This is a genomic window from Lelliottia sp. GFLA7 (assembly GCF_056490165.1).
On record NZ_JBWLAQ010000004.1, the window covers coordinates 1 to 12,804 of the forward strand.

Sequence of the window (12,804 nt, forward strand, 5' to 3'; positions counted from 1 at the left end):
AACGGGAAGGTTGCCTTCAAGGCAGGTCGCGACAAACTGCAAACGTTGCATGGTAACAGTCTCAGTCCAGGGCACGGCAAACCTCCGTCAGCTGTTTACCGTACCGTTATAACCTGTTACCCATGTGACCGGTTCATACACGATAGCCCCCTTAACACGTTCACTGGTTCAGGTATGACAATGGAACTGAGTTCGTATGGTGAACGGAACACACCTCCGAATCACCTGCTCCCCCTCACCCCAACCCTCTCCCTAAATGGAGAGGGAGAAACACAAAGTCACCTGTTCCGACTCATCCCAGCTCTCTCCCTGAATGGAGAGGGAGTACGTTGTGCAAACCTTCACTCTCTGAGGTTCCCTTGGCCCTCACAGGGTGAGGGGAACACACCCCACTCAACCAAAACCGCACAATCCACCACGCAACAATTCCCCAACATTCATCATCATCCGTTATGATTGGTTTCTGGAAAAATAATCACTTAACTCACGATTCCTGAATCTAATGACAAAAACAACTCAAGGGCTTAGCCCAGCACTGATCCTTTTAATGTCTGTGGCAACAGGCCTGGCGGTCGCCAGTAACTACTACGCACAACCGCTGCTGGACACCATCGCGCGCGCCTTTTCCCTCTCAGCCAGCTCCGCGGGATTTATTGTGACCGCTGCACAGCTGGGCTACGCCGCCGGTTTGCTGTTCCTGGTGCCGCTGGGCGATATGTTTGAACGCCGCAGGCTGATTGTCTCCATGACGCTGCTGGCCGCTGGCGGCATGCTGATCACCGCATCCAGCCAGTCACTCACGATGATGATTATCGGCACCGCGCTCACGGGGTTATTCTCGGTTGTCGCACAAATTCTGGTGCCTCTGGCGGCAACGCTGGCAGCGCCTGATAAACGCGGCAAAGTGGTCGGGACCATCATGAGTGGTTTATTGCTCGGGATCTTGCTGGCGCGAACGGTGGCGGGATTGCTGGCAAGCCTCGGCGGCTGGCGCACCGTTTACTGGGTGGCGTCGGTGCTTATGGTGATCATGGCCCTGGCGCTGTGGCGCGGATTGCCAAAAGTGAAGCAGGAAAATCACCTGAATTATCCGCAGCTGCTTGGGTCCGTGTTCAGCTTGTTCACACAAGATAAACTGCTGCGTACCCGCGCGTTGCTTGGTTGTTTCACCTTCGCCAACTTCAGCATTTTGTGGACGTCGATGGCGTTCCTGCTGGCCTCGCCGCCGTTTAACTATTCCGAAGGCATGATTGGCCTGTTTGGTCTGGCGGGCGCGGCGGGCGCGTTAGGCGCACGTCCTGCCGGTGGGCTGGCGGATAAAGGCAAATCGCACCTGACCACCACCGCAGGGCTGATTCTGCTGCTGCTTTCATGGGCGGCTATCTGGTACGGCCATTTTTCAGTGATGGCACTGATTGTTGGGATTCTGGTGCTCGACCTGACGGTTCAGGGTGTGCATATCACTAACCAGACGGTTATCTATCGCCTGCAACCCGAGGCGCGTAACCGCCTGACGGCCGGTTACATGACCAGCTACTTCATCGGTGGCGCAGCGGGGTCTCTGATTTCCGCATCGGCGTGGCAACACGCTGGGTGGACGGGTGTGTGTCTGGCAGGAACACTCGTTGCCGTCATCAACTTACTCATCTGGTGGCGCGGATATCACCTCCAGGAAGCAATTAACTAAGCTTTACATCGGTTTGGGCTTCTTAGGGTGTTAAGGAGCCCTGCAGTCTGTTAAGGTTAACGTAATCATTTATCCCAGAAATTTTAATATGGGTGACATATTAGATTACCGCATGAACAGTTCAGACCTACAGGCTGCTCCCAGCTCCTCCAAGTTGATATTACATCCTATCCGTTTGAAACCTCATGCTGTTTCTCATCGCCCGACCCCGTCTTTCGTGGGCGTTTGCCCTTCCGTTTCTGTGCTCACCGGGTCACGGATTCACCCGGCACTTGCTGACAGTGATATAAGTTTGGCGGATATAACCGCACAAATAATTCATTTACATTATTTGTCACTGTCGTTACTATATCGACTGTAATTAATGAGGTCATGCCCAAATGGATAGTTCGTTTACCCCCATTGAACAAATGCTTAAATTTCGCGCCAGTCGTCACGAGGACTTCCCGTATCAGGAAATTCTGCTGACTCGCCTGTGCATGCACATGCAAGGCAAACTGCTGGAAAACCGCAATAAAATGCTGAAAGCTCAAGGGATTAACGAGACGTTATTTATGGCGTTGATTACCCTGGAGTCTCAGGAAGATCACAGCATTCAGCCGTCCGAACTGAGCTGTGCGCTGGGTTCATCGCGTACCAATGCCACTCGCATCGCCGATGAGCTGGAAAAACGCGGCTGGATTGAGCGCCGTGAAAGCGACAACGACCGCCGTTGTTTGCATCTACAATTGACCGACAAAGGTCACGAATTCCTGCGCGGTGTGCTGCCACCTCAGCACAACTGCCTGCACCAACTCTGGTCGGCGCTGAGCACTACCGAGCGCGATCAGCTAGAGCAAATCACCCGTAAGCTCCTCACCCGTCTGGATCAGATGGATGAAGATGGCGTCATTCTTGAGGCGCTGAGCTAACACGACGACACGCTCAAACATCCAGGTTTAACAATAACTGACAGGCCAGCACATCAAACTGCTGGCCTTTCTGACAACAGGTCGGCTCAGCCGATGTGAAAATAAGAAGATCGTGGAGAACAACAATGAGCGCAAATGCGGAGAATATTCCCCCGCAGCAACCAGCTAACAAGAAAGGCAAACGTAAGAGTGCCCTTCTGCTGCTGACCTTGCTCTTTATTATTATTGCTGTGGCATATGGTATCTATTGGTTTTTAGTTCTGCGTCATATTCAGGAAACGGATGATGCATACGTGGCAGGGAACCAGGTTCAGATTATGGCCCAGGTGTCGGGCAGCGTGACGAAAGTCTGGGCTGACAATACCGACTTTGTGCAAAAAGGCGATGTGCTGGTTACGCTCGATCCGACCGATGCTCAACAGGCGTTTGAAAAGGCGCAGACCGAGCTGGCCTCCAGCGTGCGTCAAACACGTCAGTCGATGATTAACAGCAAGCAATTGCAGGCCAGCATCGACGTGCAGAAAACCGCGCTGGCACAGGCGCAAAGCGATTTGAACCGTCGCGTACCGCTTGGCACGGCGAACCTGATTGGTCGCGAAGAGCTGCAGCACGCGCGTGATGCCGTGGCCAGTGCACAGGCACAGCTTGACGTGGCAATCCAACAGTACAACGCGAATCAGGCGATGATTCTGGGCACCAACCTGGAAGATCAGCCTGCGGTGAAACAGGCTGCGACAGAAGTGCGCAACGCCTGGCTTGCCTTGCAACGAACCAAAATTGTCAGCCCGATGACCGGCTACGTATCACGCCGTTCCGTGCAGCCTGGCGCGCAGATTAGCCCGACTACGCCGCTGATGGCGGTGGTTCCGGCTAATAATCTGTGGGTAGATGCAAACTTTAAAGAGACGCAGCTCGCGCATATGCGTATCGGCCAGACGGCGACTATCGTCAGTGATATTTACGGCGATGACGTGGAATATACCGGGAAAGTGGTCGGTCTGGATATGGGTACCGGGAGCGCGTTCTCTCTGCTGCCTGCGCAAAACGCGACCGGCAACTGGATCAAAGTGGTCCAGCGTTTACCGGTGCGTATCGAACTGGATCAAAAACAGCTGACGGATCATCCGCTGCGTATCGGGTTGTCCACGCTGGTGACCGTAGATACCACCAATCGTGACGGCCAAATGCTGGCGAACCAGGTGCGTACTAATCCGGCTTACGAAAGTAATGCCCGTGAAATCAGCCTTGATCCCGTCAATAAGCTGATCGATGACATCGTGAAAGCGAACGCCGGTTAATCCGAAGGTGAGCGTTATGCAACAGCAAAAACCGCAAAAACCGTTGGAAGGCGCGCCACTGGTCATCATGACCATCGCGCTGTCACTGGCGACGTTCATGCAGGTGCTGGACTCCACCATCGCAAACGTGGCGATCCCAACCATCGCCGGTAACCTTGGCTCGTCACTGAGCCAGGGGACCTGGGTGATCACCTCGTTCGGGGTCGCGAATGCGATCTCGATTCCGATCACGGGCTGGCTGGCAAAACGCGTCGGCGAAGTGAAATTGTTCATGTGGTCGACGGTATTGTTCGTCCTCGCCTCATGGGCTTGTGGGATGTCCAACAGCCTGACGATGCTGATCTTCTTCCGCGTCATTCAAGGGATTGTGGCGGGGCCGTTGATTCCGCTGTCGCAAAGTTTGCTGCTGAACAACTATCCCCCCGCCAAACGCTCTATCGCGCTGGCGCTGTGGTCGATGACGGTTATCGTCGCGCCGATTTGCGGACCGATTCTCGGTGGATTTATCAGTGATAACTATCACTGGGGCTGGATCTTCTTTATCAACGTGCCGATTGGCGCGGTCGTCGTGCTGCTCACGCTGCAAACGCTGCGCGGTCGCGAGACCAAGACCGAGCAGCGACGCATTGACGGCGTGGGGCTGGCACTGCTGGTGCTGGGGATCGGTAGCCTGCAGATCATGCTCGACCGCGGTAAAGAGCTGGACTGGTTTGCCTCGCAAGAGATTATCGTGTTGACCGTCGTGGCGGTGGTCGCGATAAGCTTCCTGATTGTCTGGGAGCTGACGGACGATAACCCGATAGTCGATTTGTCGTTGTTTAAGTCGCGAAACTTTACCATCGGCTGCCTGTGTATCAGTCTCGCCTATATGCTCTACTTCGGCGCGATTGTGCTGCTTCCGCAGCTATTGCAGGAGGTATACGGCTATACGGCAACCTGGGCGGGTCTGGCGTCTGCGCCGGTGGGGTTGATTCCGGTCCTGCTGTCGCCGATTATCGGTCGTTTCGCGCATAAACTCGACATGCGCAGGCTGGTGACGTTCAGCTTTATTATGTATGCCGTCTGTTTCTACTGGCGTGCCTACACGTTCGAACCGGGAATGGACTTTGGCGCGTCCGCGTGGCCGCAGTTTATTCAGGGCTTTGCCGTGGCGTGCTTCTTTATGCCACTGACCACCATCACGCTGTCCGGCTTGCCGCCTGAGCGTATGGCGGCGGCCTCGAGTTTGTCGAACTTTACTCGAACGCTGGCAGGCTCAATCGGAACGTCGATTACCACCACCTTGTGGACCAGCCGGGAATCGTTGCACCACGCCCAGCTGACGGAATCGGTTAACGTCTACAATCCGAACGCGCAGCAGATGTACAGCCAGCTCGAAGGAATGGGCATGACGCAGCAGCAGGCGTCCGGCTGGATCGCCCAGCAGATAACCAATCAGGGTCTGATTATCTCCGCGAACGAGATTTTCTGGATTTCGGCGGGGATATTTATCCTGCTCCTGAGCCTGATATGGTTTGCCAAACCGCCATTCGGCGCGGGTGGCGGTGGAAGCGGTGCGCACTAACCGGTTCCACCGACGAGAAAGTTGTCCGTTTCTCTATAGCATCTGTCAGTTCTGATAAAGCAGCGCTCCTGAAATCGCTTCACGATAGTGAAAAGACAACAGGAGCGCATCATGCTGAAACAACCCGCACAAAAATATCAGCCTTTCCCCGCCATCTCCCTGCCCGACCGTCGCTGGCCTGAGCAACGCATCACCCATGCCCCGCGCTGGCTTTCCACCGATTTGCGCGATGGCAATCAGGCCCTCGCCGAACCGATGGACAGCGCACGTAAACTGCAATTCTGGGATTTACTCCTCGGCTGCGGTTTTAAAGAAATTGAAGTCGCGTTCCCATCCGCATCGCAAACTGACTTTCAGTTTGTTCGCCAGCTGATCGATGAGAATCGCATTCCCGATGACGTCACGATTCAGGTCTTGACCCAGGCGCGGGAGGATTTGATTCTTCGCACCTTTGAATCGCTGCGCGGTGCGAAAAAGGCCACCGTTCACCTGTATAACGCCACCGCCCCGCTGTTCCGTCGCCTGGTTTTTGGCATGGATAAAGACCAGATTATTGCGCTGGCAACCCGTTCCACGCGCCTGATCCGACAGCTCTGCGAAGAGAATCCACAAACGCGCTGGCAATATGAGTATTCCCCGGAAACGTTCTGCTTTACCGAGCCAGAGTTTGCGCTGGAAATTTGTGAGGCCGTGGCCGACATCTGGCAGCCGTGCGCCGAGCGCCCGATGATTATCAACCTGCCCGCGACCGTTGAAGTGAACACGCCGAATGTGTATGCCGATCAGATTGAATATTTCTGTCGTCACTTTAGCCGTCGCAGCGAGGTGTGTATTAGCGTTCATCCGCATAACGATCGCGGTACGGGCGTGGCCTGTGCCGAACTGGCGATGATGGCCGGTGCGGATCGCGTGGAGGGCTGTCTGTTTGGCAACGGCGAGCGTACGGGCAACGTCTGTCTGGTGACGCTGGCGATGAATTTGTACTCCCAGGGCGTCAGCCCGGATCTGGATTTCAGCGATATGAATCAGGTCGTGGAGGTGGTGGAAAGCTGTAATCAGCTCCCGGTGCATCCACGTCATCCGTGGGCGGGGCGTTTGGCATATACCGCATTTTCAGGTTCACATCAGGATGCGATTAAAAAAGGCTTCGACGCGCGTCAGCCGGACGATCGCTGGGAGATGCCCTATCTGCCGGTCGATCCACAGGATATTGGCTGTTCCTACGAAGCGGTGATCCGCGTGAACAGCCAGTCAGGAAAAAGCGGCAGCGCGTGGCTGATTGAGCAGAATCACGGCCTGAAATTGCCGCGTGCGCTGCAGCAAGATTTTAGCCAGCATGTGCAGCAGGAGGCCGACAGTCAGGGAAAAGAGATGACGCAAAACGCGCTCTGGCAGCTTTTCCGCAGCCGTTACGGGCTGGTGCCTTCTGGGCACTTTATCCTGCAAACGTATCGCAGTGAGAGTCAGCAGGACGGACAGTTGCGCCTGGCCGCTACGGTGGTCACCGGGGGTGGGACACGCCAGCTTGAGGGCCACGGAAACGGTTTACTGTCGGCCGCTGCCAATGGCATCAGCCGCTGGCTGGATAAGCCGTTTGTGATAAAAGATTATCACGAGCATTCACTGGGGGAGCGCAGCGACAGCCGCTCAGTGGCGTACATTCGCTGTCTGTTCCAGGATGGTACCAGTCGATGGGGCGTGGGGATTGATAGCGACGTGGCGCGCGCGTCAATTCAGGCGCTGTTTAACGCCGTCGGTTAGACGTCTTTGAAATAATCGCTGGGAGAAATGCCCATCACCCGGCGAAACATCGCCGTGAAAGCGCTGTGGCTGCCGTAACCTAAGTCCAGCGCAACGCGTAATACCGGCTGGCCTTGCGCCAGGCGCAGCAGAGCTTCAACCAGACGCGCCCTTCTCGTCCACTCCCCATAGCTTAACCCGGTTTGTTGCTGAAAATGGCGGTTAAGGGTGCGTTCACTCATGCTCGTCAGGCTCGCGGCCTGCGCGCTGCTCCAGGCTAAGCCGGGGTCCTGTCGGATCTGCTGACAGAGCTGGCGCAGTGGTTCGCTTTGCGGTTCAGGAAGATGAAACGGCAGGACAGGCATGGTGCGGATTTCATCCAGAATCAGTTCGTAGACCCGCTCATCGCGGCTACCGGGAGAATAAGATTCAGGGAGATCGAGCGAGGCGACAATTAGCTCGCGCAGTAACGGCGAGATCTGCACGATCTGGCAAGACGCCGGCAGATCGGCGCGGGCAAGCGGATCGATAAATAGCGTGCGCACCGCCACGTTGCCGGTGATGCGAATCGCATGCTGCGTGCCTGCGGGCAACCAGACGCCACGGCCAGGCGGAACAACCCAACATCCTGCAACCGTATCAACGCGAACGACCCCGCTCAGGCTATGCAGTAGCTGGGCGCAATCGTGCTGATGGTTCGGCTCGCTATCACCATGACGATAATCATGAGCGTAAGGAACCAAAGGGCGTTGGGTAAACGAGAAGGTTGTGGTGGTGGTCATGGGTTAGGCTTCCCTCTCCCTGAGGAGAGGGGAATGGCGCACTAAATGTGCAACTCTTTCAGCGTTTCTTTTGGCAGCGCCAGCTCTTCGTTACTGTTCACGCGAACATCACGATCGAGAATATGACGAGCGATCTCCTGCGCTTCGTCCAGAGAGTGCATGTGATACGTACCGCACTGGTAGACGTTCAGCTCTGGGATCTGGTTCTGCTCTTTAACTTTCAGCACGTCGGCCATCGCCGCTTTCCAGGCATCCGCCACGCGCGTTTCTTCAGGGGTGCCAATCAGGCTCATGTAGAAACCGGTACGGCAGCCCATCGGAGAGATGTCGATGATTTCTACACCGTTACCGTTCAGGTGATCGCGCATAAAGCCTGCGAACAGATGCTCCAGCGTGTGAATGCCTTTTTCTGGCATCACTTCTTTATTTGGCACGCAAAAACGCAGGTCAAACACGGTGATCGCGTCGCCGCTCGGGGTATGCATGGTTTTTGCCACACGTACAGCAGGGGCTTCCATACGGGTATGGTCGACTGTGAAGCTATCTAATAACGGCATACGTCACCTCCGATAGTGATTATTTTTAAAATAAAATGAACTCTTTGTTCAACTGCACGTCTGAGTATATGAAAGACGCGCATTTGTTATCATCATCCCTGATTTCAGAGATGTTATTTTGGCCACAGCGATGTGGCCATTTTCTTTTCTGTCATGCGTGTTTCGCCAAAAACGCTTCGAACGATTCAGCGTCCGCCGCTTCAACCTCACGCTGGCGCGCAATAGATGCTTCGCGTTCTGCAACGAAATCTTCTTCGCTCAATACTTCCAGCGGCTCTTGCTGCAACATGTCACGGTACTGCGCAGCGAGCGTTCGGCCTGTGCCACCAATGCCTTGATCAATCATAGAACGCAGAATGCGTGCCGAGAACGTCAGCTCAGGGTTATCAAAGCTCTCGACCAGTTGGTCGCACACTTTTTGATATTCCTCACCACCGTAAAGGCTGTCCATCGTCTGCGCGACACGTTTGAGATCGCGGAATAGATCTTTGCCCACTTTTGCCAGCGGGAACTGCGCCGTTTCACAACCAATGCCTAATGTCAGGCCAGGTTTGCGTCCTTCCAGGATCACGCGATTCCAGTTGGTACGCGTACACAATAACTCGTCAGAACTCATTTCCGGCGCATCCGCCAGGACACACCAGACCATAAACAGATCGAGGAAACGGATCTGCTGCTCGTCAACGCCAATTGGCGAGAACGGGTTGATGTCCAGGGAACGGACTTCGATATACTCGATGCCGCCGCGCTCCAGCGCATCTGACGGTGCTTCGCCGCTGCGCGTGACGCGTTTCGGGCGAATCGGCGCATACAGCTCGTTTTCAATCTGCAAAACGTTGCTGTTAATTTGCAGGCGTTTACCGTCTTTTTCGAGCCCGATAGTTTCGTACTCTTCCGACGGGGTTTTGATCGCCCGCTTCAATCCTGCCACATACTCATGCAAATCGTTAAACGTAATACCGAGATTGCTTTGCGACTTATTGGTATAACCCAGATCGCTGAGGCGTAATGAGGTGGCGTACGGCAGATAGTACATGCCGCAGTCGGTCTTTTCGAACGGCAGCGTGGTCGGTTTGCCCTGCAGGAAGGAGGAGCAAATCGCTGGCGAAGCACCGAACAGGTACGGGATCACCCAGCCGAAACGGTAGTAGTTACGAATCAAGCGGAAATAACCCGCTGAGATCGCTTCTTTATCCGTTTCGCCGCATTTTGCCTGCCAGAACGCCATCGGCAACGAGAAGTTGTAATGCACGCCGGAGATGGTTTGCATCAACGCGCCATAGCGGTTTTTTAAGCCTTCACGGTACAGCGTTTTCAGTCGACCGATATTCGACGTGCCGTATTGCGCCAGCTCAATATCCTGACCCTGCTCAATGTAGCAAGGCATGCTGAGTGGCCACATGCGCTCATCACCCAGTTGACGGGCGGTGTAGCGGTGGACATCACGCATTAGCGTCAGCATATGATCGAGATCACCATCAACCGGAGTGATAAATTCCAGCAGCGCTTCGGCAAAATCGGTCGTGATCCATTTATGTGTCAACGCAGAGCCTAACGACTCGGGGTGACCGGTTGTTGCTAAACTGCCATCCGCGTTTACGCGCAGTGTCTCGCGCTCAAGCCCGCGCTGTATACCCTTCAGGGCCTGAGGGTGCTTTTCCAGCCAGGCTAGCGCCTGTGATACGTCCGGGATCAAATTGACCTCCCGCCTGTCAATAATAGTTATCCAGCATAATTGTAATGGTTGACGATTGAAGGTCGTTTATTCATTCCACCAATTAGTGCCACCACGTCATGCCCTGGAGTGTTGCCAGTGCCACAAGGACATAGCGCAACGCCTTACCAAGGCATAAAAAAAAGAGCACTGGCCCCCATGAGATGCGCATCCACCCTGCCAGCAGACACAGCAAATCCCCTATAACAGGCAACCAGCTTAATAAAAGCGTGGCAGCACCATAGCGTTTAAGCCAGCCTGCTGCCTTTTCCTGCCAGCGTGATTTTTCACGTAGCGGAAAGAAACGACCAAGAATAACGTTAGTCAGCCCTCCAAGGCTATTACCCATTGTTGCTATTAAGACCAACAACCCGGGCTGACTTACGCCTGACAACAGCATCGCGACCAGCACAACCTCGGAGTTACCCGGTAAGAGTGTGGCACTTAAAAAACTGCTGGCAAATAACGAAGCAAGTGACAGTAAGTCACTCACAGTAAGCGAACATCCACAGCATCCATTCCGGCGGCACGCGCGGCCTGAATACCAAAGTCTGCATCTTCAAAAACCACACACCGAGACGCGGCAACACCCATTAACTCTGCACACAGTAGAAAAGTGTCCGGCGCGGGTTTGTGATTTTCGACATGATCGGCTGCGACCACTGCCGAAAAAAAGTGACGCAGTCCTAGATGATTGAGCAAGGCTTCGGCAACCGCGCTTTCACTGCCCGTCCCCACTGACATTGGGCGACGGCCATGCCACTCTTTGACAACGTCAATCAGCGGAAGCGGACGAACTGTGTCCAAAAGCATCACTTTGACGGCGTCGGTTTTTTCGCGAGCGAGCAGGTATGGATCCAGATCGGCATGATTAAGTTCAATCACTGCCTGAGCGATACGCCAGGTTGGCGAGCCATTAAGCGACACCATTGCCTGTAAATCGAAACGCATTCCGTAACGACTCAGAACATCATCCCACGCTTTACGATGAGTGGGTTCGGTGTCCAGGATAGTGCCATCCATATCGAAGATCAGACCGTCATACTGTGCGTACATCGTGCTCTCGCCCAACGATTAACAAAGCGTTACTTTAACGTAAACAAGGATTTTTGTCGCTGACAGTGAGAGTGATAGCTGATGAAATAATTTAGGGGGGTGAACATTAGAGGATGCATCCGGGAGGATGACTTGGGATTGCCTCGCCCTTCGGGCCGTTGCTGACGCAACGCTATCCTTCCTGGCACTCGCGATAGACTCGCAGACCATGAACGAAGAGACTTGCTGTGAATTTGGAGAAGATGGTGCATCCGGGAGGATTCGAACCTCCGACCGCTCGGTTCGTAGCCGAGTACTCTATCCAGCTGAGCTACGGATGCATCAGGGTACTGCGTTCAGAAATAATAAATGGTGCATCCGGGAGGATTCGAACCTCCGACCGCTCGGTTCGTAGCCGAGTACTCTATCCAGCTGAGCTACGGATGCATCAGGGTACTGCGTTCAGAAATAGTAAATGGTGCATCCGGGAGGATTCGAACCTCCGACCGCTCGGTTCGTAGCCGAGTACTCTATCCAGCTGAGCTACGGATGCATCGGGATTTACTATGGTACTGCTTGATACGTCATATCACTTCGAAAGCAATATGAAGTAATAGATGGTGCATCCGGGAGGATTACTCGGCTGCGCCTCACCCTTCTGGCCGTTGCTAAAGCAACGTTATCTTCCTTGGTACTCGCGATAATTTCGCGGACCATGAAATAACAGTGCCACTGTTATCTCTAAGAAGATGGTGCATCCGGGAGGATTCGAACCTCCGACCGCTCGGTTCGTAGCCGAGTACTCTATCCAGCTGAGCTACGGATGCAAAATGGCGGTGAGGCGGGGATTCGAACCCCGGATGCAGCTTTTGACCGCATACTCCCTTAGCAGGGGAGCGCCTTCAGCCTCTCGGCCACCTCACCACACAACGCCTCTTGCGAGTGCTTCGCAGAACTTGTTAAGAGCTCTTCGTCGCTGCGTGGCGCATATATTACTTTCTGGGACTTATAAGTCAAACAATTTTCCACAGACATTTATCGTTTGCACAAATCACAGGCAATTCGCATGTAAAAACCACAAAGAGGGTGTTTTATAAGCGGATTTTGCACACGTTAAAGCAGCCTTCTGCAGGGGAAGAGACAGATTTTGGATGAGATAAGTTTCGGGAGAGCGTGAAAAGTTGAGCGAATGAAATAGAACGGTAACTTTATGCAGGAACAATAGTGAGAGGGTTGCGTCTCGCCGGAAAGCGAGACGCGATAATATCAGTAACTGGACTGCTGGGATTTTTCAGCCTGGATACGCTGGTAGATCTCTTCACGATGGACAGAGACTTCTTTAGGGGCATTCACACCAATACGAACCTGGTTACCCTTTACCCCTAGAACTGTCACGGTGACCTCATCCCCAATCATGAGGGTCTCACCAACTCGACGAGTCAGAATCAGCATTCTTTGCTCCTTGAAAGATTAAAAGAGTCGGGTCTCTTGTATCCCGGCATTATCCATCATATAA

At 54.0% G+C, this 12,804-nt stretch carries 11 protein-coding genes and 5 tRNA genes; 5 read left to right on the forward strand and 11 right to left on the reverse strand.

Features of this window, described 5'->3' with window-relative positions; genetic code table 11:
* Positions 1-502: 502 nt before the first annotated feature.
* From AC07RN_RS13040 to leuA, 5 genes are all read left to right on the forward strand, one after another.
* Positions 503-1,687 (forward strand): MFS transporter, encoded by a 1,185-nt coding sequence (locus tag AC07RN_RS13040; protein ID WP_015960155.1) that lies wholly within the window; start codon positions 503-505, stop codon positions 1,685-1,687.
* A 380-nt stretch (positions 1,688-2,067) separates the two neighbouring features.
* On the forward strand, positions 2,068-2,598 hold the full coding sequence (emrR, locus tag AC07RN_RS13045; protein ID WP_015960156.1) for a multidrug efflux transporter EmrAB transcriptional repressor EmrR: 531 nt from the start codon (positions 2,068-2,070) through the stop codon (positions 2,596-2,598).
* A gap of 125 nt (positions 2,599-2,723) precedes the next feature.
* Positions 2,724-3,896, forward strand: coding sequence for a multidrug efflux MFS transporter periplasmic adaptor subunit EmrA (emrA, locus tag AC07RN_RS13050; RefSeq protein WP_015960157.1), 1,173 nt, complete (start codon positions 2,724-2,726; stop codon positions 3,894-3,896).
* Positions 3,897-3,912: 16 nt separating this feature from the next.
* The gene (gene emrB / locus AC07RN_RS13055) at positions 3,913-5,460 is read left to right on the forward strand and encodes a multidrug efflux MFS transporter permease subunit EmrB (RefSeq protein ID WP_015960158.1); all 1,548 of its coding nucleotides are present in this window, start codon (positions 3,913-3,915) and stop codon (positions 5,458-5,460) included.
* 111 nt (positions 5,461-5,571) lie between these two features.
* Positions 5,572-7,221 carry a 2-isopropylmalate synthase gene (leuA, locus tag AC07RN_RS13060; protein WP_478336554.1) on the forward strand — a complete coding sequence of 550 codons (1,650 nt, stop codon included), beginning with the start codon at positions 5,572-5,574 and terminating at the stop codon, positions 7,219-7,221.
* Here leuA and AC07RN_RS13065 read toward each other — a convergent pair.
* The 11 genes from AC07RN_RS13065 to csrA form a co-directional block, all read right to left on the reverse strand.
* A complete protein-coding gene (locus AC07RN_RS13065) occupies positions 7,218-7,982 on the reverse strand; it encodes an AraC family transcriptional regulator (protein WP_478336555.1) in 765 nt (254 codons plus the stop codon). The two genes, leuA and AC07RN_RS13065, sit on opposite strands and share 4 nt — an antisense overlap.
* A gap of 41 nt (positions 7,983-8,023) precedes the next feature.
* Positions 8,024-8,539 carry an S-ribosylhomocysteine lyase gene (gene luxS / locus AC07RN_RS13070; protein ID WP_478336556.1) on the reverse strand — a complete coding sequence of 172 codons (516 nt, stop codon included), beginning with the start codon at positions 8,537-8,539 and terminating at the stop codon, positions 8,024-8,026.
* Positions 8,540-8,690: 151 nt separating this feature from the next.
* Complete coding sequence (gshA, locus tag AC07RN_RS13075; protein ID WP_478336557.1) at positions 8,691-10,235, reverse strand: glutamate--cysteine ligase; 1,545 nt, start codon at positions 10,233-10,235, stop codon at positions 8,691-8,693.
* 82 nt (positions 10,236-10,317) lie between these two features.
* Complete coding sequence (locus AC07RN_RS13080) at positions 10,318-10,746, reverse strand: YqaA family protein (protein WP_015960163.1); 429 nt, start codon at positions 10,744-10,746, stop codon at positions 10,318-10,320.
* The gene (gene yqaB, locus AC07RN_RS13085) at positions 10,743-11,309 is read right to left on the reverse strand and encodes a fructose-1-phosphate/6-phosphogluconate phosphatase (protein ID WP_478336558.1); all 567 of its coding nucleotides are present in this window, start codon (positions 11,307-11,309) and stop codon (positions 10,743-10,745) included. The genes AC07RN_RS13080 and yqaB overlap by 4 nt, the downstream gene beginning before the upstream one ends.
* A 243-nt stretch (positions 11,310-11,552) precedes the next feature.
* Positions 11,553-11,629: transfer RNA gene (locus AC07RN_RS13090), tRNA-Arg, on the reverse strand.
* A 29-nt stretch (positions 11,630-11,658) separates the two neighbouring features.
* Positions 11,659-11,735, reverse strand: a tRNA-Arg gene (locus tag AC07RN_RS13095).
* Between the two features lie 29 nt (positions 11,736-11,764).
* Positions 11,765-11,841: transfer RNA gene (locus tag AC07RN_RS13100), tRNA-Arg, on the reverse strand.
* Positions 11,842-12,038: 197 nt separating this feature from the next.
* Positions 12,039-12,115, reverse strand: a tRNA-Arg gene (locus tag AC07RN_RS13105).
* A 4-nt stretch (positions 12,116-12,119) separates the two neighbouring features.
* Positions 12,120-12,212: transfer RNA gene (locus tag AC07RN_RS13110), tRNA-Ser, on the reverse strand.
* Positions 12,213-12,554: 342 nt separating this feature from the next.
* Positions 12,555-12,740 (reverse strand): carbon storage regulator CsrA, encoded by a 186-nt coding sequence (csrA, locus tag AC07RN_RS13115; protein ID WP_000906486.1) that lies wholly within the window; start codon positions 12,738-12,740, stop codon positions 12,555-12,557.
* Positions 12,741-12,804 lie beyond the last annotated feature (64 nt).